General features: G+C 63.3%; 20 protein-coding genes. 14 read left to right on the top strand and 6 right to left on the bottom strand.

From position 1 onward, the window contains the following. Positions 1–7 precede the first annotated feature (7 nt). The 4 genes from nuoN to ACEWPM_RS06235 all read left to right on the top strand — a co-directional run bounded on the left by nuoN (position 8) and on the right by ACEWPM_RS06235 (position 4,763). A complete protein-coding gene (nuoN, locus tag ACEWPM_RS06250; protein ID WP_393961568.1) occupies positions 8–1,453 on the top strand; it encodes an NADH-quinone oxidoreductase subunit NuoN in 1,446 nt (481 codons plus the stop codon). Between the two features lie 107 nt (positions 1,454–1,560). Further along, positions 1,561–2,319, top strand: coding sequence for a biotin--[acetyl-CoA-carboxylase] ligase (locus ACEWPM_RS06245; protein WP_393961567.1), 759 nt, complete (start codon positions 1,561–1,563; stop codon positions 2,317–2,319). Further along, the gene (locus ACEWPM_RS06240) at positions 2,319–3,089 is read left to right on the top strand and encodes a type III pantothenate kinase (RefSeq protein WP_393961566.1); all 771 of its coding nucleotides are present in this window, start codon (positions 2,319–2,321) and stop codon (positions 3,087–3,089) included. Before ACEWPM_RS06245 ends, ACEWPM_RS06240 begins: the two co-directional genes overlap by 1 nt. 6 nt (positions 3,090–3,095) lie before the next feature. After that, on the top strand, positions 3,096–4,763 hold the full coding sequence (locus ACEWPM_RS06235; RefSeq protein ID WP_393961565.1) for a ribonuclease J: 1,668 nt from the start codon (positions 3,096–3,098) through the stop codon (positions 4,761–4,763). 82 nt (positions 4,764–4,845) lie between these two features. On the opposite strand, the gene ACEWPM_RS06230 is transcribed toward ACEWPM_RS06235, so the two are convergent. Continuing rightward, positions 4,846–6,399: a DEAD/DEAH box helicase gene (locus ACEWPM_RS06230; protein WP_393961564.1), complete on the bottom strand. Its 1,554-nt coding sequence runs from the start codon at positions 6,397–6,399 to the stop codon at positions 4,846–4,848. 216 nt (positions 6,400–6,615) lie between these two features. Continuing rightward, the gene (locus tag ACEWPM_RS06225) at positions 6,616–7,557 is read right to left on the bottom strand and encodes a glycosyltransferase family 2 protein (RefSeq protein ID WP_393961563.1); all 942 of its coding nucleotides are present in this window, start codon (positions 7,555–7,557) and stop codon (positions 6,616–6,618) included. A gap of 186 nt (positions 7,558–7,743) precedes the next feature. Between ACEWPM_RS06225 and ACEWPM_RS06220 the strand changes: the two genes are divergently transcribed. The 3 genes from ACEWPM_RS06220 (at position 7,744) to grxD (ending at position 9,107) form a co-directional block, all read left to right on the top strand. Further along, positions 7,744–8,376: a type III secretion system chaperone family protein gene (locus tag ACEWPM_RS06220; protein WP_393961562.1), complete on the top strand. Its 633-nt coding sequence runs from the start codon at positions 7,744–7,746 to the stop codon at positions 8,374–8,376. Between the two features lie 88 nt (positions 8,377–8,464). Beyond that, positions 8,465–8,701: a BolA family protein gene (locus ACEWPM_RS06215; protein ID WP_393961561.1), complete on the top strand. Its 237-nt coding sequence runs from the start codon at positions 8,465–8,467 to the stop codon at positions 8,699–8,701. 43 nt (positions 8,702–8,744) lie between these two features. Next, positions 8,745–9,107 carry a Grx4 family monothiol glutaredoxin gene (gene grxD / locus ACEWPM_RS06210; RefSeq protein WP_393961560.1) on the top strand — a complete coding sequence of 121 codons (363 nt, stop codon included), beginning with the start codon at positions 8,745–8,747 and terminating at the stop codon, positions 9,105–9,107. A gap of 85 nt (positions 9,108–9,192) precedes the next feature. Here the strand turns inward: grxD and ACEWPM_RS06205 are convergent, their stop codons facing one another. Next, the gene (locus tag ACEWPM_RS06205) at positions 9,193–9,852 is read right to left on the bottom strand and encodes a DUF1638 domain-containing protein (protein ID WP_393961559.1); all 660 of its coding nucleotides are present in this window, start codon (positions 9,850–9,852) and stop codon (positions 9,193–9,195) included. A 230-nt stretch (positions 9,853–10,082) separates the two neighbouring features. Next, entirely contained in the window at positions 10,083–10,787 is a 705-nt protein-coding gene (locus ACEWPM_RS06200; RefSeq protein WP_393961558.1) for a corrinoid protein, read from the bottom strand. A 214-nt stretch (positions 10,788–11,001) separates the two neighbouring features. On the opposite strand from ACEWPM_RS06200, the gene ACEWPM_RS06195 reads away from it, so the two are divergent. Then, the gene (locus ACEWPM_RS06195) at positions 11,002–12,084 is read left to right on the top strand and encodes a PA0069 family radical SAM protein (protein ID WP_393961557.1); all 1,083 of its coding nucleotides are present in this window, start codon (positions 11,002–11,004) and stop codon (positions 12,082–12,084) included. A gap of 69 nt (positions 12,085–12,153) precedes the next feature. On the opposite strand, the gene bmt is transcribed toward ACEWPM_RS06195, so the two are convergent. After that, positions 12,154–13,164, bottom strand: coding sequence for a betaine--homocysteine S-methyltransferase (gene bmt / locus ACEWPM_RS06190; protein ID WP_393961556.1), 1,011 nt, complete (start codon positions 13,162–13,164; stop codon positions 12,154–12,156). Between the two features lie 125 nt (positions 13,165–13,289). Further along, on the bottom strand, positions 13,290–13,604 hold the full coding sequence (locus tag ACEWPM_RS06185) for a DUF1476 domain-containing protein (protein WP_393931550.1): 315 nt from the start codon (positions 13,602–13,604) through the stop codon (positions 13,290–13,292). Between the two features lie 174 nt (positions 13,605–13,778). On the opposite strand from ACEWPM_RS06185, the gene purC reads away from it, so the two are divergent. The 6 genes from purC to ACEWPM_RS06155 all read left to right on the top strand — a co-directional run bounded on the left by purC (position 13,779) and on the right by ACEWPM_RS06155 (position 21,970). Then, positions 13,779–14,540, top strand: a complete 762-nt coding sequence (gene purC / locus ACEWPM_RS06180) for a phosphoribosylaminoimidazolesuccinocarboxamide synthase (RefSeq protein WP_393931552.1) — start codon at positions 13,779–13,781, stop codon at positions 14,538–14,540. A gap of 76 nt (positions 14,541–14,616) precedes the next feature. Then, positions 14,617–14,847 (top strand): phosphoribosylformylglycinamidine synthase subunit PurS, encoded by a 231-nt coding sequence (gene purS / locus ACEWPM_RS06175; RefSeq protein ID WP_393961555.1) that lies wholly within the window; start codon positions 14,617–14,619, stop codon positions 14,845–14,847. Further along, complete coding sequence (gene purQ, locus ACEWPM_RS06170) at positions 14,847–15,515, top strand: phosphoribosylformylglycinamidine synthase subunit PurQ (protein ID WP_393961554.1); 669 nt, start codon at positions 14,847–14,849, stop codon at positions 15,513–15,515. Before purS ends, purQ begins: the two co-directional genes overlap by 1 nt. A gap of 141 nt (positions 15,516–15,656) precedes the next feature. Next, entirely contained in the window at positions 15,657–17,375 is a 1,719-nt protein-coding gene (locus ACEWPM_RS06165) for a sensor histidine kinase (protein ID WP_393961553.1), read from the top strand. Between the two features lie 8 nt (positions 17,376–17,383). Continuing rightward, positions 17,384–18,718: a sigma-54-dependent transcriptional regulator gene (locus tag ACEWPM_RS06160; RefSeq protein ID WP_393961693.1), complete on the top strand. Its 1,335-nt coding sequence runs from the start codon at positions 17,384–17,386 to the stop codon at positions 18,716–18,718. 429 nt (positions 18,719–19,147) lie between these two features. Further along, positions 19,148–21,970, top strand: a complete 2,823-nt coding sequence (locus ACEWPM_RS06155; RefSeq protein WP_393961552.1) for an Rne/Rng family ribonuclease — start codon at positions 19,148–19,150, stop codon at positions 21,968–21,970. The last annotated feature ends 109 nt before the right edge of the window (positions 21,971–22,079 follow it).

Below are 22,079 nucleotides of genomic sequence, written 5' to 3'. Positions count from 1 at the left end.
GGCCCAGATGATCCAGGCTGATCTGAATATTATCCTGCCCGAGATCGTCATCGCGGTCTACGCGATGCTGGCCCTTCTGGGGGCGGTCTACACGATCAAAGACAAGGCCGCTGGCGTCCTGATCTGGCTAACCGCCGCGCTCTTCGTCGCGATGGCCTTCTGGATCGGCACGACCGGATCCGGCACGCATGTGGCCTTCTCGGGCATGTTCATCGACGACGGGTTCTCGCGCTTTGCCAAGATCATGATCCTGATCAGCGCCGCTGCGGTGATGGTGATGGGGCAGGATTACATGGCGCGGCGCGGCATACTGCGGTTCGAATATCCGATCCTCATCGCGCTTGGCACTGTCGGCATGATGATGATGGTCAGCGCCGGGGATCTGATGTCGCTCTATATGGGGCTCGAGCTGCAATCGCTGGCCCTTTATGTCGTCGCCTCCCTGCGCCGTGACAGTGCCAAGTCGACCGAGGCGGGCCTCAAGTATTTCGTGCTGGGCGCGCTCAGCTCGGGGATGCTGCTTTATGGCGCGTCGCTGGTCTATGGTTATGCGGGCACAACCGGATTTGCGGGCATCATCGATGCCGCCGAGGGCCGTGCGCCTCTGGGTCTGCTCTTGGGCCTCGTCTTCGTCATGTCGGGCCTTGCTTTCAAGGTCAGCGCCGTGCCGTTCCACATGTGGACGCCCGACGTCTATGAAGGCTCGCCAACGCCGGTCACCGCCTTCTTCGCCACGGCGCCCAAGGTGGCCGCGATGGCCCTTTTCGCGCGGGTCGTGTTCGATGCCTTCGGGGGGATCATCCCCGACTGGCAGCAGATCATCGCCGTGCTGAGCGTGCTGTCGATCTTCTGGGGCAGCTTTGCCGCGATCGGGCAGACGGATATCAAGCGCCTGTTGGCCTATTCGTCCATCGCCCATATGGGCTTTGCGCTGATGGGCCTCGCCTCGGGGACCGAGTTCGGCGTGCAGGCGATGCTGATCTACATGGCGATCTATGTCACGATGAACGTCGGCACCTTTGCTTTTGTCCTCTCGATGCAGAAGGATGGCCTTCCGACGACGGATATCCGCAGTCTGAACCTCTATTCCAAGGCCCATCCGGGCCGGGCGCTCGCGATGCTGGTGCTGCTGTTCTCCTTGGCGGGTGTGCCGCCGCTGGTCGGGTTCTTCGGTAAGTTCTACGTGCTGCGCGCGGCCTATGAGGGCGGGCTTGTCTGGCTGGCTGTGCTGGGCGTCGTCGGATCGGTGATTGGGGCGTTTTACTACCTGCGCATCGTCTACTACATGTATTTCGGCGAAGAGGGCGAGACGCTGGACCCGCCGGGATCGGCCGTGCTTTGGGGTTTCCTCATGGTGTCGGCGGCGATCATCGGGCTGGCCTGGCTGCCGGGGATCAACCTTTTCGGCATCGAAGGGGCCGCGCAGGCAGCGGCGGCGACGCTGGTCAACTGAGCGGATTGCCCCATATGTGCAATCAAGGTGACGCGCCACGGCGCGTCGCTTTTGTTTTTACAGACCTTCGGTCTGAGCACGCTCTGCGCGGGAGTATTTGAAGAACGATGAAAGATCCGGATTGGCCAGAAGAGTATGCGCGCCGCATGCTGGGCGAGGTGGATAGCACCAATGCCGAGGGGCTCCGTCTTGCGCGGACCCTGGCGGGGCCGACCTGGATCTTTGCGCAGCGGCAGGTGGCCGGGCGTGGCAGGCGAGGGCGTGCATGGGCCGATCCCGCCGGAAATTTCGCGGCCTCCCTGGTGCTGAGGCCCGAGGGCGCGCCGGGGCGGGCGGCGTTGCGGTCCTTCGTGGCGGCGCTGGCGCTGCATGACGCACTGAGCGCACTGGCGCCCCATGTCGATCTGGCGCTGAAATGGCCCAATGACGTACTGCTGTCGGGGGGCAAGTTGGCCGGGATATTGCTGGAAGGGGCCAGCAGCGCGGAGCGGATGGAGCATCTGGTGATCGGCTTTGGCGTCAACCTGGCCGAGACGCCGCCTCGGGGCGATGCGGCAGTGGCGCCTGTGTCCTTGCGGGACGGTGCGGGAGTTGACGTGCCGCCCGAGGCACTGCTGGGCCATCTGGCCGCCGCCTATGCACGGCGCGAGGCCGAGTTCGTCGCCGAAGGGTTTGCGCCCATTCGGGACGCGTGGCTGGCGCGAGCCGCGCGGCTGGGCCAGGAGGTGATCGCACGCACCATGCAAGGGGAGACGCGCGGCATTTTCGAGACGGTGGACGCGGATGGCCAACTGGTTCTATCTACGCCGGGCGGTCGCCGGGTCATTCCGGCTGCGGATGTTTTCTTTGCGCAGGGGGCGGCGTGATGCTGTTGGCGATTGATTGCGGGAATACCAATACGGTCTTTTCCATCTGGGACGGGACGGAATTTCTGTGCACGTTGCGCACGTCCACCCATCATGCGCGCACGGCGGATGCCTATTTCACCTGGTATTCGACCCTTGTGAAGCATTACGGCATCGAGGTGGACATTACCGATGTGATCATTTCCTCGACGGTGCCGCGCGTGGTGTTCAACCTGCGCGTCTTTGCGGACCGTTTCTTTGGCTGCCGGCCGATCGTGGTGGGCAAGCCCGATTGCGCGCTGCCTGTGCAGCCGCGCGTCGATGCGGGCACGCTGGTGGGGCCGGACCGGCTGGTGAACACGGCGGGCGCCTATTCGCGGCATGGGGGTGATCTGATCGTAGTGGACTTCGGCACCGCCACCACCTGCGACGTAGTGGCCGAGGATGGCGCCTATGTGGGCGGGGTCATCGCGCCGGGCGTCAACCTCAGCCTCGAAGCGCTGCACATGGCCGCCGCGGCCCTGCCGCATGTGGATGTGACGACTCCGCCGCGCGTGATCGGCACCAATACTGTCGACTGCATGCAGTCGGGGGTCTACTGGGGCTATATCGGCCTTGTGAAGGGCCTTTGTGACAAGATCCGGGCCGAGTATGCGCGCCCGATGAAAGTGATCGGAACGGGCGGCCTTGCACCGCTCTTTGCTCAGGGCGCCGATCTGTTCGATGAAATTGAAGATGATCTGACGATGCACGGCCTGACCGTGATCCACGACTACAACAAGAAAGGCTGATGCCTCATGAGCAATGAACGTGTAATCTATCTGCCCCTCGGCGGGGCGGGCGAAATCGGTATGAACGCCTATGTCTACGGCTATGGAAAACCCGGCAAGGAAAAGCTGATTCTCGTCGATCTGGGCGTGACATTCCCCGATATGGATGGCAGCCCCGGCGTGGACCTGATCCTGCCCGACATCTCGTGGCTGCAAAAGCGCAAGAACGACCTGGAGGCGATCTACGTCACCCACGCCCACGAGGACCATGTGGGCGCAATCGCGCATTACTACGCGCAACTGGGCGCGCCGGTCTATGCGCGCGCCTTCACCGCCAATATCGCACGGCGCAAGCTGGCCGAGCATGGGCATCCCGAAAAATCGGTCAAGGTGGTGCAGCCCTGGCCCGAGACAGTCAAAAGCGGACCCTTTACCGTGGGGTTCGTACCGATTTCGCACTCCATCCCCGAAAGCTCGGCCCTCGTGATCGACACGCCCAAGGGGCGCATCGTGCATACCGGGGATTTCAAGATCGACACCAGCCCCGGCGTGGGCGAGCCCTTTGATCACGCGATGTTCGAAGAGATCGGCAAGGACGGTGTTCTGGCGCTGATGTGCGATTCCACCAACGTGTTCAGCCAGCATGAGGGGCGCTCTGAATCCACCGTCGGCCCCGAGATCGAGAAGCTGGTGGCCTCGGCCAAGGGCATGGTCGCCGCGACCACCTTTGCCAGCAACGTGGCGCGCGTGCTGACACTGGCCGAGGCGGGCGAGCGGGCCGGGCGCAGCGTCTGCCTGATGGGGCGCGCGATGCGCCGCATGATCGAAGCGGCTGTCGAGACGGGCGTGCTGAAGAACTTTCCGTCCACGGTCAGCCCAGAAGAGGTCAAGAACCTGCCGCGCGACAACGTGATGCTGATCGTCACCGGTAGCCAGGGCGAGCGGCGCGCCGCATCCGCGCAGCTGGCGAATGGCAAGTATCAGGGCGTGACGCTGAAAGAGGGGGATCTGTTCCTCTTCTCGTCCAAGACGATCCCGGGCAATGAGCGCGGCGTCATTCGCATCATGAACCAGTTCTCGGAAATGGGCGTTGATGTGGTGGATGATGATTCCGGCCGCTATCACGTGTCGGGCCATGCCAACCTCCCCGATATCGAGGCAATGCATGACTTGATCAAGCCGCAGATCGTAGTGCCGATGCATGGTGAACACCGCCATCTGCGGGAGCATGTAAAGATTTGCAATGCCAAGGGCGTACGCGGCGTTCTTGCGGTCAATGGCATGATGATCGATCTGACCGCCAAATCGCCCGGCCCTGCCGAACATATCGAGACAGGCCGCACCTATCTGGACGGCACGGTACGGATCGGCGCGCTGGACGGGGTTGTGCGCGACCGGATCCGCATGGCGCTGAACGGGCATGTCACGGTCAACGTGATCCTCGACGAGGATAACGAGAGCCTTGGCGATCCCTGGTGCGAGATCAAGGGCCTGCCCGAGACGGGCACCTCCAACGCTCCACTGGTGGACGTGCTGGAAGAGGATCTGGCGCAGTTCCTGAACCGTGCGGCCAAGAAGACGCTGGCCGATGAGGACAAGCTGGACGACGAGCTGCGCCGCATCACGCGCCAGTCGGCCAGCAACGAAATCGGCAAGAAGCCGGAAATCACCGTGATTGTGAGTCGCCTGACCTGATCGCAGAGGCAGATGCTGAATACGAAAACGCCCCGGCCATCATCATGGCCGGGGCGTTTTGCATGTCCGGTACTGAGGTGGATCAACCCGCGCGGCGATCCTCAAAGCTGAGAGCGATGAAGCTGGGCAAATGATCGCCCATGCCGACGACCTTGTTGTCGCCGCCATTGCCATTGCCCGAGCGGCCACGCCCGCCACGGCTGCGCGAGCGAGAAGATTTGCTCTCCTGCTGAGCGTCCTGAGCGGGCTCGTCCTGCTTGGCGTCACTGCGCGGCTCGAGCTGCTTGGTATCTGGCTGCTTGGCCTCGGGCTGCGGGCTATCTGCCTTGGCGGGCTGCTCCGGGGCTGCATCCTTGGGCGTGTCGGCCTGATCGCGCGGCGCGTCGCCCGGTTTGCGGCGGCTGCGGGTGCGGCGCGGCTTGGCAGGTTTGCTCTCGTCGGCGGCGGTATCAGGCGCGTCCTGTGCTGGCGCGGCATCCTCTGCATGGCCCAACGGATTGGGCAGGCGCGGGATGTCCTTCTGGATCAGCGCCTCGATCGCGGCCATGTTCTTTTCGTCCTTGGGCACGCAGATCATCATCGCCTTGCCGTCGCGGCCCGCGCGGCCGGTACGTCCGATGCGGTGGACATAATCCTCGGGATGCGAGGGCACATCGAAGTTGAAGACATGGCTGACCGCCGGCACGTCGAGGCCGCGCGCGGCCACGTCCGACGCGACGAGAATGCGCAGATCGCCTGCGCGGAAGCCATCAAGCGTGCGCGTGCGCTGGCTCTGGTCCAGGTCGCCATGGATGGGCGCGGCATCATAGCCATATTTCTTGAGCGATTTGGCGACTGTATCGACGTCGATCTTGCGATTGCAGAAGACGATGGCGTTGGTGCATTTGTCGCCCTCGCCGTCGATCATCATGCGCAGCACCTTGCGCTTTTCGCTCGCCTCTCGGTCGCGGCGCGAGCCTTTGAACATCACGACGCCCTGCTCGATCGTCTCGCTGGCGGTGGCTTGCCGGGCGACCTCGACCCGCTCGGGGTTGCTGAGGAAGGTGTTGGTGATCCGCTCGATCTCGGGCGCCATCGTGGCGCTGAAGAAGAACGTCTGGCGCGTGAAGGGCGTGAGTGAAAAAATGCGCTCGATATCGGGAATGAAGCCCATGTCCAGCATCCGGTCCGCCTCGTCTACGACCATGATCTGCACGCCGGTTAGCAAGAGTTTGCCGCGCTCGAAATGGTCCAGAAGGCGGCCGGGAGTCGCGATCAGCACGTCAACGCCCTTGTCGATCAGCTTGTCCTGCTCCTTGAAGCTGACGCCGCCGATCAGCAGCGCCTTGGTCAGTTTCAGATGCTTGGAATAGGTGTCGAAATTCTCGGCCACCTGCGCGGCCAATTCGCGCGTCGGGCAAAGCACGAGGCTGCGCGGCATGCGCGCGCGAGCGCGACCACGGGCCAGCAGCGACAGCATGGGCAGCGTGAAGCTGGCCGTCTTGCCGGTGCCGGTCTGGGCGATGCCCAAAACGTCGCGCCCTTCCAGCGCGGGGGGAATCGCGCCGGCCTGAATGGGGGTGGGGCTGGTGTAGCCAGCCTCGTCGATGGCCTTTAGGACCTTCGGGTTCAGATTTAAGTCGGAAAATTTAGTCATGTATATCCGTAGCTTACGGACACAACTTGGCCCGCACGTCTGATCGGGTCCGGGCCCGTACGGCCCCGTGGTTCTCCACATATGTGGACCCTTGACGCGCATTTATCCCAAGATTGGGGGAATGGTCAATCGGCCGTGCCGTTTCGCGGTCAATGGGCGGTATTTGGCGCTGATTGTTGCCTTCTTTGCTATAATTTGCGCGAAGGGCTGCGGGCGTCAGCATTGGCCGGGGAACACGCGGGCGCGCGCGCCCTCCAGATCGAGGTCGATCCGGTGCAGAAGCCCGTGTGCCTCCAGCCGCGCGCGAAGCTCGGGTGTGGCGATGCAGACCTCCTGGTAGAAATGGCGCAACGCCTCTTCGCCGCCCTCGGTTTCGATCGCAGTAAAGAGCGCGTGCATCGTGATGGGTATACTGGGCGCGCCCTGAAGGTCCGGACGATAGGATCCGGCGTTCAGGCGGTATCGGTAGGCATGCTGCCATGCTTGCCAACTGGGCGCGTGCAGATGACATAGGAGTGTATCGTTGAGATCGACATCATTGGGCATCCGACCCGACGCGCCGAATGCGTTGTGGATGCGCAGGCTGACATCGTCAAATCCGGTGCGCACGAAAATCTTGCCCGCGACATGGCTGAGAAACCCGCCATTCAATAGCGCACCGTAGCTGGGATAGATCTCCTGCGTCTGGCGGTTGCGTGGCTGCTGGCGCGGATGGCAGGCCTTGAACCATTGGGGCGCGCCACCGCCCGGCTGGGCCAGCGCCTCGACAGGCCGGATGCGTGCCGTGCGCGTATTTGCGGGCAGGGCGGCAAGCTGACGTGCCAGTGGCACATCGCCCGGCATCAGGAATTCGTCCACGTCGATGTGACCCAGCCAGTCAACGCCGGGGCCCCGGCGGTAGGCGCGGGTGGCATTGGCGCTCTGCCGGGCCTGATGCTTGGCCGGGCGCTGGCGCCGCTTGGCCCAATAGGCGTCATCGGTAACCGTGACAGTGCAGCGCTGATCGGCGCGCAGGGCGCGTCGCGCCTTGGGGCAATCCTCGTCGAGGTAGATATGCAGGCGATGTGCGCCAAGCTCCAGGTGATGCGCGGCAAACGCAAGGATGTTCTCGGCGGGCGCCTTGATGGTCGACACGAGGCCCCATGTGATTTCAGTCATGCCGCCCGTCCGTGACTTCCCCGCGCGAAGTTATGCGCCGCCCGCAGGATGCAGCGCCCGCCAAACGCTTGCAAGCGGCCTCTGCCGCGTGGCCGATCCGACATGTTTGAGTAAAATTTTACACAGCGAGTTGATCGACGCACGGGAGTGATGTCAGTTTGGAGTGTGACGAGTGGTGGAGTGACAATGTTTCGAGTTCTAATGGTGTGTGTTTGCACCGCGCTTGTCATGGTCTCGATCGGCGCCGGCTATGCGGGCGAGGGTCAGGGCCAGGGGCAGGTCGCACAGCAAGGCAGCGCAACGCAGGGAGGTCCTGCGTCAGCAGAGGCCATGCCACGCGCGGCGATGCCCTGCGGCGACCTCCCCACAGATCTCAGCGACGCGCGCCTCGGGCTGCTGGTCCGTGCGCTTGATCCCGGCGCGGTTGCGCATGGCAATGGCTGGCGGCTGAGCATCGAGGGCCAGATCGTCCTGTTGGTGACTGACAGCGCCGCGGGCCGTCTGCGCGTGATGGTACCCATCCGCAGCGCCGATAACCTCGGCACTGACGACTTCCAGCGCATGATGCAGGCCAATTTCGATACCGCGCTCGACGGGCGCTATGCCATTGCCGACGGATTGATCTGGTCGCTTTTCGTGCGGCCCATCAAGGGGCTGGACAAGACGCAGCTGATATCGGGGCTGGCGCAGGTGGTGACACTGGCGCAGAGTTATGGCGTATCCTATGCCAGTGGGCCGCTGATCTTCGGGGGCGGTGACAGCGACCTGCCGCAGCGCAGCCTGCTCCAGCTTCTGCTGCAGCGGGGGCGCGACATCTGAGCAGGGTTGCATCTTGCACTCGTGCGGGCGGGGCTCTACATCCTGTCCGAAAGGCCGCGAGTGCGGCGGCAGATCGAGGAGCGCGCAGATGGCCATACTTGCCACCGATATCGAAGCGATGATCCGCGAGGCATTCCCCGATGCGCAGGTCAGCGTGCAGGGCGATGACGGCGCCCATTTCGCCGCCGAGGTGGTCGACCCCTCTTTTGCAGGAATGAACCGCGTTCAGCAGCAGCGCGCCGTCTATGCCGCGCTGAAGGGCAAGATGGATGGCCCCGCAGGGGAATTGCACGCCTTGGCCCTGACAACCCGCGCACCGGGCTGAGTGCCCGCGCAGTGCCACCCGAAAACCACCGGAAGGATACGAGATGAGCGACGCCAAGACCCGAATCGATGAAACCGTCAAAGCATCCGATGTGGTGCTGTTCATGAAAGGCACAAAGGAAATGCCGCAATGCGGTTTCTCCAGCCGCGTGGCAGGAGTGCTGAACTTCATGGGCATCGACTATAGCGATGTGAACGTGCTCGAGGATGAAGCGATCCGCCAGGGGATCAAGGATTACTCCGACTGGCCTACGATCCCGCAGCTTTACGTCAAGGGCGAGTTCGTCGGCGGCTGCGACATCATCACCGAGATGACGCTGTCGGGCGAGCTTGACACTCTGTTCGAGCAGAACGGCGTGACCTACAACAAGGAAGCGGCGGAGAAGATCCGCGAAGCCAACGCCTGAGGCGATCCCTGCGCCGTGCGACCCGGTGGAATTTTTGAGTGCTTTCGCCCGGATTAAACAGAGGCGCGCTGCATGAGCGGCGCGCCTATGTCTTTGCGGCCCCCGCCAGAGCCGTCTGCAGATCGCCATAGCCGGTATGGCGATACTCGAAGGCGAGGCCCAATCGCGCGGCGCATTCCTCGGCCTTGGCATAGAGTGCCGGATCTTCGGTCTGGGCCTGATAGACAAGCTTGGTGTAATTTCCAAAGATCATGTCCCGGAGCTCGGGGTGGCGGTCCAGGCCCATGGGGCGCCAGACGAAAGCGTCGAACTGTTTGACCAGGAAATCGGTGAGGTAGAAGGCGGTGATTTCGTCCTCATGGCGACCGAAGGCGTCGTTGCCCTCGAAGAAGCTGTAGCAGTGAGGGCCGGCGATCATCTCGACACCCAGTTCGTCGCATTTGTCCTGAAGGAGTCCGCCGGTGCCGCAATCGGCATATGCGACGAAGATCCGGTCAAACTGTGTGCGATGCTTGAGGGTCGCGGCTTCGACTGCTTCGGTGATCTTCTCGGGGTAGAGATGGAGCTTGGCCGGAAGGCAGGCGAGGCTCATGTGATCCCACCCGTTCAGACGAATCAGGGCGAGGATTTCGCGCGCGAGTGCGCCGCAGGCGATGATCAGGATGCTTCCTGCCTGCGGCGCCGCGAGGCCGGTTTCGGTCAGCTCATGATCGGGGGGCAGGGTGCGCTGGGACAGGTCGGACATGGCGTATTCGGCTCCGTCGGGGTCTTCTGTGAATATAGGCGCGTGGGAAAGCTCATTCAAAGGAGGGACTTGGTCGGATGGTGGGGATGCGCGGCCGGATCTCGGCGCGGACATGCCGCTTGCAAGGTGCGCAGGAGCCGCGCGATGACGGTGCGGCAGTAGCTCAGAGAAAAGAGGCCGGATCCGCGATGGGCCCGGCCATTTTAGTGACTTTCAGGGACGGGCAACGCTTAGGCCGTTGCCGCCTGGTTGTGCTTGCGCGCCACGAAGTCCTTGGCCGTCTCGACCGCCACGGCGGCATCGCGGCAATAGGCATCGGCGCCGATGGCCTTGCCGAATTCCTCGTTGAGGGGTGCGCCGCCGACGAGGACGATGTAATCGTCGCGAATTCCCTGCTCGACCATCGTGTCGATGACGACCTTCATGTAGGGCATGGTCGTGGTCAGAAGGGCTGACATGCCGAGGATATCGGGGCCTTCGGTCTCAAGCGCGTTGAGGTAGTTCTCGACCGGATTGTTGATGCCCAGATCGACCACTTCGAACCCGGCGCCTTCCATCATCATCGAGACGAGGTTCTTGCCGATGTCGTGGATGTCGCCCTTGACCGTGCCGATCACCATCTTGCCGACGCGGGGCGCGCCCGTCTCGACCAGAAGCGGCTTGAGGATATGCATTCCGCCCTTCATCGCATTGGCGGCCAGCAGAACTTCGGGAACGAAGAGGATCCCGTCGCGGAAATCCTTGCCGACGATGGTCATCCCGCCGACAAGCGCCTTGGTCAGGATGTCGTAGGGAGTCCAGCCGCGCTCAAGCAGAATGTTGACACCCTCTTCGATCTCTTCCTTCAGACCGTCATAGAGGTCGTCGAACATCTGCTGGACAAGTTCGTCGTCGTCCAGATCCGCCAGGATGATGTCGTCTTGGTCTTCGGACATGATGGGATCCCCCTGCAGTGGAAGGGCCATTGGCCCCCCGGGTGTTTGCTTGCGCCACATTTCGTCAATTCGGGCCCGTGACACTTGGCGAATTACGACACTGGCCGCCTCTGGACCGACCTACAGGGTTCAATTCGTCGCGGGAAGAGCCGAAATATGCATGTTGATTATGGTGTTCTTGCATTTGTTCACTTTTTGTTCTAAATGTTGACGCATGGGCCAGCATCAGACATTTCCTTTCGGTATGGAGCGGCGCGCACGCGGCGCCGTCTCGAACGATGCGGGCCGGTTCGAGCGGCATGCGCGCCATTTCGAGGCGGATGGCTGGGAGGTGCAGGAGGAGGCGCCGCTGCGCACCTCGACGACCATCGAGGTGCCGCGCCGGATGGTCAGCTATAACCGCTCGCCCGATCTGCCGTTCGATCGCTCGATCAATCCCTATCGCGGGTGCGAGCATGGCTGCATCTATTGCTTTGCCCGGCCCACCCATGCCTGGCTGGGCCTGTCTGCGGGTCTCGATTTCGAGACGCGGCTTATTGCGCGGCCCGAGGCGCCAGAGGTTCTGGCGCGCGAGCTGCGGCACCGTGCCTATACCCCGCGCACCATTGCCATCGGGACCAATACGGACCCCTATCAGCCGATCGAGAAAAAGCACGAAATCATGCGCGCCTGCCTCAAGGTGCTGCGCGATTTCCGCCATCCGGTCGCCATCGTCACCAAGGGCATGCTGATCGAGCGCGATATCGACATCCTGAGCGATATGGCACGTAAGGGGCTGGTGCGCGTCGGCATCTCGGTCACGACGCTGGATGCGGAGCTGTCGCGCAAGCTGGAGCCGCGTGCGCCCGCGCCGCAGCGGCGGCTGGCGATCATCCGCGCGCTAAGCGACGCGGGCATCGAGACGCGGATCATGACCTCGCCCATCATTCCGGGCCTGACGGACCACGAGGTCGAATCGCTGCTCAAGGCGGGGCGCGATGCGGGCGCGATTGCCGCCAGCTGGATCATGCTGCGCCTGCCGCTGGAGGTGGCGCCGCTCTTTCGCGAATGGCTGGAGGCGCAGTACCCGGATCGGGCGGCGCGGGTCATGGGGCATGTCAGGGATATGCAGGGCGGCAAGGATTATGACAGCACATTCGGCACGCGGATGCGGGGCACCGGGCCCTATGCCCAGATGATCGCTCAGCGATTTGACGCGGCGCTGCGCCGCTATGACTATGCGCGCAAGCTGCCGGATTTGCGCTGCGATCTTTTCAGGCTACCCGCGCGAACGGGCGACCAGCTATCGCTGTTTTGAACGCGCGGAAGGCTTTTGGAAAAGCCCTCCGCGTTTTTTTAGGGACAGAAAGTTGAGCTAGCGCGCCGATCAGCCGCCGCGGCGGCGTGTGCGGCGCGGGGTGGGGGCATCGTCGCCGGTGCCGTCCACCGTCGAAGAGAATCCGCCCAGCGTTTCGGTGATTTGGTCCAGCGTCGGGCGCGGGCCGCGCTCGCGCGTGTCCAGCGCCTCGCGCATCTTCGACAGATGCTCGGGCATGGTCCCACAGCAGCCGCCGATGATGGTGGCGCCGGCATCGCGCGCGAGGCAGGCATATTCGGCCATCAATTCGGGCGTGCCGTCATAGTGGATATGGCCATCGACGAATTTCGGGATGCCCGCATTGCCCTTGGCGATGATCGGCCGCTCGCTGCCTTGGGCGACGAAACCCAGCACGGTGCGCAAGAGGTCGGACGCGCCGACGCCGCAATTCGCGCCATAGGCCAGCGGCTTGTAATCCAGTGTCTCAACCATGTCCGCCATGTCGGAGGAGGTCATGCCCATCATCGTGCGGCCCGCGGTATCAAAGCTCATCGTGCCGCACCAAGGCATGTCCGCCAGCCGAAACGCTTCGGCGGCGGCCTTGTATTCCTCTGGGGCCGAGATTGTTTCCAGCCACAGCACGTCCGCGCCGCCTTCTTTCAGGCCCTCGGCCTGCTCGTGGAACATCTCGACCGCGATCTCATGGGTCAGCGTGCCCATCGGCGCCATGATTTCACCCGTCGGCCCGACCGAGCCTGCAACGATCACGTCGCGGCCCGCAGTATCGGCCACTTCGCGCCCGATTTCGGCCGCCATGCGCGACAATTCGCGCGCGCGCTTCTGCGCACCGTGCAGCTTGAGGCGCGACGCGTTGCCGCCAAAGCTGTTGGTCAGGAAGAGGTCGCTCCCCGCATCGACGGCCATCTTGTAGAGCCTTGTGATCCGGTCCGGATGGGTCTCATTCCAGAATTCGGGCGCATCGCCCGATTCCAGCCCCATATTGAAAAGGTTGGTGCCCGTGGCCCCATCGGCCAGAATCCAGTCGCGCTGCGACATCATCCGGGAAAGTGCGTTGCTCATCAAATCATCCAAATGCGGTGTGGCGCCCGAACCGGGCAGGCTGGTAAATCATGGCTCATGTCTCATGGCCGGGCGCGCGCCGCAAACTCATATCGCGCATTTATAATGTGCGGCGCGCGAAAGCCTCAGTTTTCCGCGACCAGCTGCGCCTTGGCGGCGGCCATAAGCTCGGCACGCTTGGCGCGCACGGTGTCGGGATCGGCCTTGTCGCCCAAGTCGCCCGCGACCTTGCGGATCACGTCCTCGAACCCGGCTTCCTCGAAATCGGCCTTGATGACCTCGCGCACGTAGGCGTCGACCTCATCGCCGCTTTTGCCCAGAAGATCGGCGGCCCACTGGCCCAGCAGCTTGTTGCAGCGCGCCTCGGCCTTGAACTTCATCTCTTCGTCATGGGCGTATTTGTTCTCGAATGCGTTTTCGCGGTCCTTGAAAGTGTTCATCGGCGGTGTCCCTTCTTTTTGGCAATGGCGCGGTCTGCGTCCTTTCAGATATGGCCGCATGACGGCCTGACCGCAAGGGCGAGGCGTGCCCGCTTGCGGCAGGGCGGGCCTTGTTCTACATACAGGGCCATGACAGCGCGGGGATGTATCCCCATTGGCAAGGGTAGGCAGATCATGGCACGTCGCAAGAAGATTTACGAAGGCAAGGCCAAGACCCTCTATGAGGGCCCCGAGCCGGGCACGATTGTCCAGTATTTCAAGGATGACGCCACCGCGTTCAACGCCGAGAAGAAGGCCGTGATCGAAGGCAAGGGTGTACTGAACAACATCCTGAGCGAATATTTCATGACCGGGCTGAACAATATCGGCGTGCCGACGCACTTCCTGAAGCGCCTCAACATGCGCGAACAGCTGGTCCGCGCGGTCGAGATCATCCCGCTGGAAGTGATCGTGCGCAACTACGCTGCCGGCACTATGGCCAAGCGTCTGGGTCTGGAAGAGGGGGCACAATTGCCGCGCCCGATCGTCGAGTATTGCCTCAAGGATGACAAGTTGGGCGATCCGCTGGTCACCGAAGAGCATATCGCCGCCTTCGGCTGGGCCAGCCAGCAGGATCTGGACGACATGCTCAGCCTCGCGCTGCGCGTCAATGACTTCATGGCCGGTGTCATGTATGGCGTCGGGATCAAGCTGATCGACTTCAAGATCGAGATCGGCCGCGTCTATGACGGCGATTTCCAGCGCCTCATCGTCGCCGACGAGATCAGCCCCGACAGCTGCCGTCTGTGGGATATCGAGACAGGTCAAAAGCTGGACAAGGACGTGTTCCGCCGCGATCTGGGCAGCCTGACGGATGCCTATACCGAAGTCGCCAAGCGCCTTGGCGTGCTGCCCAAGGGCGCGACGCCCATGGCGCGGCCTACCCTGATCAACTGAAAACACCATTCCTGCGAGTGACCATGCCTGATTTTCCGCCCCCGATCATCTACCCCAAGACCCGAGGATTCCGCCGATGAAAGCCCGCGTTTACATCATGCTCAAAACGGGCGTTCTCGACCCGCAGGGCGAGGCCGTGCGCCACGCGCTGGGCAGCCTCGGCTTTGAGGGCGTCAATTCGGTGCGCCAAGGCAAGGTGATCGAACTGGATCTGGCCGATGGCACCGACGAGTCGACCATCAACGACATGTGCGAGCGCCTTCTGGCCAATACCGTGATTGAAAGTTATCGGGTGGAGATCCTCTGATGCACGCTGCCGTCGTCGTATTCCCCGGCTCCAACTGTGACCGGGATCTGGCCGTGGCGTTCGAGCGGGCAGGGGCCAGGGTGACCATGGTCTGGCACAAGGACACGTCGATGCCGGCTGGTATCGACATCATCGCCGTGCCCGGCGGTTTTTCGTTTGGCGATTACCTGCGCTGCGGCGCCATCGCGGCCAATTCGCCTATTTGCCGGTCGGTCAAGGCGCATGCGGACAAGGGCGGTTACGTGCTCGGCGTTTGCAACGGCTTTCAGATCCTGACGGAGACGCGCGTTTTGCCGGGCACGTTGCTGCGCAATGCAGGGCTGAAATATATCTGCCGCCCCGTGCCCCTGACCGTGACCACCGCCGACAGCCCCTTTACCTGTGGCTACGAGGCAGGCCAGACGATCACCGTCCCGATCGCCCATCATGACGGCAATTACCACGCCGATACCGATACACTAAAGGCGCTGGCCGACGAGGACCGCATCGCGTTTCGCTATGTCGATAACCCCAATGGCTCGGCTGACGACATCGCGGGCATCCTGTCGGCAAACCGCCGCGTGCTGGGCATGATGCCCCACCCCGAGCGGATGGCCGAGCCCGCGCATGGCGGCACGGACGGGGCGGCGATGTTCACCGGGCTGGTGAGGCAGCTGGAAAACGCCTGAAACGGGCGCCGGGCATGCGAAGGGCTTGAGGCGGCACCGTTGCCGCCGTAGCGTGTTGAGATGAGCAAAACCGATCCCTCGCGCTCCCCTGTCAAGGGCAGCCCCAAGCCGGCGCGGCCGCGTGCGGAGGACGATACACGCATGACCAGTTGGCGCGTGCGCATCGCGCTGATCGTGTTGACGGCGATTGCGATTGCGACGGTCTATGTGACCAACCGCCTGTTGACGGACCGCTTCACCCAGAACACGCGCAACCGGGCCGAGTTGCGTCTTGTGCTCTACTCCGGCAACCTGCTGAGCGAGCTACGTCAGAACGCCATCGTGCCGCAGCTCTTGGCGCGCGACCCGGCGCTGATTTCGGCACTCAATTCCAACAACTATTCGCAATCGACGCAGCGACTGATTTCCTTCGTGGACGAGATTGGCGCCGCGTCTCTGACCTTGCTGGACAATGACGGGCGAACCGTTGCCTCGACAGATCGCGAATCCTTGGGCGAATCGCACCGCACCAAGCCGTACTATGTCGATGCGACCCGCTCCAAGGATACGGTATTCACGCTGATCCAGCACGAAACGGGCCGGTTCGATTTCTACTATTCGCGCCGGGTCGAGAGCCAGGGTGCGCTGATCGGCGTCATCATGGTGGCCGTCGATCTGCACAAATACGAGCGCGCCTGGGCGGGCATTACCGATGCTGTCATCGTGACCGATTCCGAGGGCCGTATCATCCTGTCGACCGAGCCGCGCTGGCGCGGTGTGACCGAGGCCGAGGCGCTGGCCGAGCAGCCCGTCAGCAGCGCGTTCGAGCGCGCCATTCAGGCCACTGCCGACTGGACGCTCTTGCCCGCCGATGCCTATGTCAGCGGCGAGGCGGTGATGCGCGTCGAGGGGCGCGTGGCGTTTCGCGGCTGGCGCATCGCCAATTTCACCACCTTCGACTCGGTGCGCGAAAAGGTGAACGGCTTTCTCGCGCTGGAAATCATGGCCTTCGCGATTCTTCTGGCGATGGCATTCTATTTCCTCAGTCGCAAGACGGCTGTGCGCATGGCGCTCTTTCAGCGCGAGTCGGCAGAGCTTCGCGCATTGAACCTGCGGCTGCAGCGAGAAATCGCCGAACGCGAGCGCGTGCAGGAGAACCTTGCCGTGGCCGAACAGACGCTGGCGCAATCGTCGAAACTGGCGGCGCTGGGCGAGATGTCGGCCGCCGTCAGTCACGAGCTCAATCAGCCGCTGGCAGCGATGAAGACCTATCTGGCGGGCGCGCGCCTGCTGCTGACGCGCAACCGGCCGGACGAGACGCTATCGTCGTTCCAGCGGATTGACGATCTGATCGAGCGGATGGGCGCGATCACCCGGCAGCTGAAATCCTACGCGCGCCATTCGGGCGATACGTTCGAACCTGTAAACATAGGGGATGCGCTGGCCTCAGCGCTGTCGATGATGGAGCCGCAGCTGCGTCAGAGACGCGTCACGATCAACCGCACGCTACCGGATGAGCCGGTGATGGTGATGGGCGACCGGGTGCGCATCGAGCAGGTGATGATCAATCTTTTGCGCAATGCGCTGGACGCGACGCAGGCTGTGGACGACGCGCAGATCGATATCGTTCTGGCCGCGGGGTCGATGGCCGTGCTGACCGTTCGCGACAACGGCACCGGCATCAAGGATCTCGAAAACCTCTTCGAGCCTTTCCACACCACCAAGCAGCCGGGCGAGGGCGTGGGACTGGGGCTTGCCATTTCCTCGGGGATCGTCAACGACCTAGGCGGACGGCTGACCGCGCGCGATGCGGCAGCGGGCGGTGCTGTATTTGAGATGCGCCTCCCTATATTGACAGAAGAGACGCGTGCAGCGGAGTGACCGATATAATGGCCAATGCGATGAAGATTGCGATTGTCGACGATGAAAAGGATATGCGCCAATCAATCAGCCAATGGCTGGCGCTGTCGGGCTATGACACCGAAACGTTTGCCTGCGCCGAGGACGCGTTGAAGGCGCTGGGGCCGGATTATCCCGGCATCGTGGTGACCGATATCCGTATGCCCGGCATGGACGGGATGCAGTTCCTGAAAAAGCTGATGGGCACCGACAGCACCCTGCCGGTGATCATGATCACCGGGCATGGCGACGTGCCGATGGCGGTCGAGGCGATGCGCGTCGGCGCCTATGATTTTCTGGAAAAGCCGTTCAACCCCGACCGGATGACCGAGCTGGCCAAGAAGGCGACCCATTCGCGCCGCCTGACGCTGGACAACCGCGCGCTGCGGCGCGAGCTGTCGGACGGCGGGCAACTGATGAAGAAGCTGATCGGCTCGTCCCCGGTAATGGAGCGGCTCAAGGAGGATATCCTCGATCTTGGTCAGGCTGATGGCCATGTCCTGATCGACGGCGAGACCGGCACTGGCAAGACGCTGGTCGCCCATGCGCTGCACGCCGTCGGCGCGCGCGCGGGCAAGAAATTCGTTCTGGTCTCCTGCGCTGCATATGAGCAGGATCAACTCGCGAAACGCCTTTTCGGCCCGATGAACCCCGAGGACAGCCGCCTGCCGGCCGTCGAGGAGGCGCGCGGCGGCACATTGGTGCTGGAGGATATCGAAGCGCTCAGCGACGGCTTGCAAGCCCGTCTGCTGACATGGGCCAATGAGGAGGGCACGCCGCCGGAGACGCGTATCGTCGCCATCTCGAACCTGCAGGACGAGGGCAAGACATCCGAGGATGCGCTGCGCCCCGATCTTTTCTACCGCCTTGCGGCCCTCAGGATTACAGTGCCGCCTTTGCGCCAGCGCGGCGAGGATATCCTGACGCTTTTCACCCGCTTTTCCGATCAGTTTGCGGATGACTACGGTTGCGATGCGCCGCAGGTCAGCGCTCAAGAGGCGGCGCAGCTGCTGCAGGCACCTTGGCCGGGCAATGTGCGCCAGCTCTTCAACGTGGCCGAGCGGGCGGTGCTGCAATCTCGGCGTGGCTCGGGTACCATCGTGTCGCTGCTGATGAGCGATCATCAGGACATGCAGCCGGTGATGACGACCGAGGGCAAGCCTCTCAAGGAATATGTCGAAGCGTTCGAGCGGATGCTGATCGACAACACCATGCGCCGCCACAAGGGGAGCATTGCGGCAGTGATGGACGAGCTTTGCCTGCCGCGCCGCACGCTGAATGAGAAGATGGCGAAATACGCGCTGCAGCGCTCGGATTACCTTTAGCATCGGGGGCGCCCGCAGAGGCGCCCGTTTCGGCTCCGGACATTTTGCCCATTGTCATTGAACCCCTCCGCGCTTTAGGGTGTGGGGATGGAGTGCGCGCAAAACGCCGCGCCCTTCCTTTTGAGTTTCGCTGCGCCCGACACCGCCATGGCACACAAGGCCGGCATGTTGGCGCAGACCGATCAGGCTCTTTTTGCAAAGGGCCGCATTAACGCCGGACAATCCCTCGGGACCGCTTCGGATACATCATGGGCGCCCCAAACGGCGCCGGAGAAGAAACGCGATGACGCGCGCAACACAGGATCACATTCCGCCGGGGGGCCAGCATGGCGCCCTCGCTTGCGCGCCTGACTTCGCCACAATCAGACATCCCCTTCACGACGCCGCCCCACCCGGGCAGGTGCGCGTGCGCGGATGCGAACGGAAAACATGGCCAAGAAAATGCTTATCGATGCCACCCACGCCGAGGAGACTCGCGTTGTGGTGGTCGACGGAAACAAAGTCGAAGAATTTGATTTCGAATCCGAGAACAAACGGCAACTCGCCGGAAATATCTATCTCGCCAAGGTAACCCGGGTCGAGCCGTCGCTTCAGGCGGCCTTCATCGACTACGGTGGAAATCGCCACGGCTTCCTCGCCTTCTCGGAAATTCACCCCGATTACTACCAGATCCCCGTCGCCGACCGCGAGGCGCTGATGGAGGAAGAGCGTGCCTATGCCGCGGCCCAGGAGGCCGAGGAAGAAGAGCGCGCCAAACCAAAGAGCCGCTCGCGCGGTGGCCGCAGCCGGTCCAAGGCGGCCCGCGCGGACGATGGCGACGCGGTCACCAGCGCCGATGTTTCGGGTATGGAGACGATCGACTTCAGCGAGGACGAGGAAGGCTCGTCCCCCATGGACCGCGTGTCCGAAACCCCCGTCGAAGAGCCGAATGGCGAGTCCGGTGAGGGCGCTGGCGACAATGACGACGCGACCCAGGACGCCTCGGATGAGGACGCGCCGCGTAAATCGCGCCGCTCGTCCCGCACGCGCCGCTCGCGCAAGGGCGACGACTCGGATGACAGCATCGACGACGCCGCCGAAAAGGACGACGACATCGAGGTCGTCGCCGATGAGGACAGCCAAGATGACATCCGCCCGCCGCGCAAGCCGCGTCCGCGCAAATACAAGATCCAGGAAGTCATCAAGGTCCGCCAGATCCTGCTGGTGCAGGTCGTCAAGGAAGAGCGCGGCAACAAGGGCGCGGCGTTGACCACGTACCTGTCGCTCGCGGGCCGCTATTGCGTCCTGATGCCCAACACGGCGCGCGGTGGCGGAATCAGCCGCAAGATCACCAATGCCGTCGACCGCAAGAAGCTGAAGGAGATCGCGACCGAGATCGACGTGCCCAAGGGCGCGGGCCTGATCGTGCGAACCGCAGGGGCCAAGCGCACCAAGTCCGAGATCAAGCGCGATTACGAATACCTGCAGCGCATGTGGGAGCAGATCCGCGAGCTGACGCTGAAATCCATCGCCCCCGCGAAGATTTACGAAGAGGGCGACCTGATCAAACGCTCGATCCGCGACCTTTACAATCGTGAGATTGACGAGGTTCTGGTCGAGGGCGATCGCGGCTACCGCATCGCCAAGGACTTCATGAAGATGATCATGCCGTCTCACGCCAAGAACGTGAAGCATTACGTCGACACGATGCCGCTCTTTGCGCGCTTCCAAGTCGAGAGTTACCTGAACTCGATGTTCAACCCGACGGTGCAGTTGAAATCCGGCGGCTATATCGTGATCGGCGTGACCGAAGCGCTTGTCGCCGTTGACGTCAATTCCGGCCGCGCCACCAAGGAAGGCTCGATCGAGGAAACCGCGCTCAAGACCAATCTTGAGGCCGCCGAGGAGGTCGCGCGCCAGCTGCGCCTGCGCGATCTTGCGGGCCTCATCGTCATCGACTTCATCGACATGGACGAGCGCAAGAACAACGCTGCCGTCGAGAAGCGCATGAAGGACAAGCTGAAGACCGACCGCGCGCGCATCCAGGTCAGCCGCATTTCGGGCTTCGGCCTGATGGAGATGAGCCGCCAGCGTCTGCGCCCCGGCATGATCGAGGCGACAACGCAGCCATGCCCCTCGTGCCACGGCACGGGCCTCATCCGCTCGGATGACAACCTCGCGCTCAACATCCTGCGTCAAATCGAGGAAGAGGGCACCAAGGGCCGCTCGCTCGAGGTGCTGGTACGCGCGCCGGTGGGCATCGCCAACTTCCTGATGAACCAGAAGCGCGAGCATATCGCCCAGATCGAGGTGCGCTATGGCCTGTCGGTGCGGATCGAAGGGGATCCTTCGCTGATCAGTCCCGATTTTGCCCTCGAGAAGTTCAAGACGGCGACCCGCGCCGTGCCCGAACAGGTGACGCGCGTGGTGTCGGTCGACAGCTCGCTGATGGACGATATCGACAGCGAGACCGAGGCGGATCCGGACGAGCTGCCCTCGGACGAGGACGAGGATGACGGGGACACCCGCCAGCAAAGTCGCCGCAGCGGCGATGACAGCAATGGTGAGGACGATGACGACAAACCGAAGAAACGCCGTCGCCGTCGGCGCCGGAGCAAATCGTCGCGTTCGCGCGAGGATGGCGATAACGGCAATGGCGATAACGGCAACGGCGAGAATGGTAATGGCGACAACGGCGCCGATGAGGATGCCGACAGCGCCGAGGTGACTGCCGAGGCCGAAGCGGACAGCAAACCCGCGAAGAGCAGCAGCCGGTCGCGCTCGCGCAGCCGCAGCTCGAAATCCGCCGGGAAGGCTGATGAGGGCGCGGAAGCGTCAGAGACTACAGAGACGGCCGACCAACCCGAGACCGCCGAGGAGCCCGCTGCAAAGCCAAAACGCACCCGCGCCCCCCGCGCCAAGAAGGCCGACATCGCCGAGGCAGCCGCAGAGGACGCTGCGCCAACGGCCGAGGCTGAGGCCGCGCCCAAGCCCAAGCGTGCCCGCAAGCCGCGCGCCAAGAAGGCTGACGAGGCTCCCGCGCAGCCGGTCGCCGATGTGGCACCCGAAGTGGCAGCGCCGCCCGCTCCTGCGCCCGAGGCCGAAGCGGCCCCGGTGACAGCGGATGAGCCGACGCCTGCGCCGGAGCCAGAGCCTCAGCCCGAGCCACAGCCAGCGCCGGTCGCTCAGGCCAAGCCGGCGCCCGCGCCCGAGCAGTCGGGCGAAGAGCCGGCCAAGCCCAAGCGCAAAGGCTGGTGGTCACTGGGCCGCTAAGCTGCGGCACTGCACATTCCAAGAACGCCAGAAGGCGCGGCCGGTATTGGCCGCGCCTTCTGCTATTGAACACCCCCGCACGACCGGCGCGGGCCGCCCTGCTTCATCC

This window comes from Roseovarius maritimus, from assembly GCF_043355895.2.
GTDB classification, from domain to species: Bacteria; Pseudomonadota; Alphaproteobacteria; order Rhodobacterales; family Rhodobacteraceae; genus Roseovarius; species Roseovarius maritimus.
This window is presented reverse-complemented; position numbering and strand designations above follow the sequence as displayed.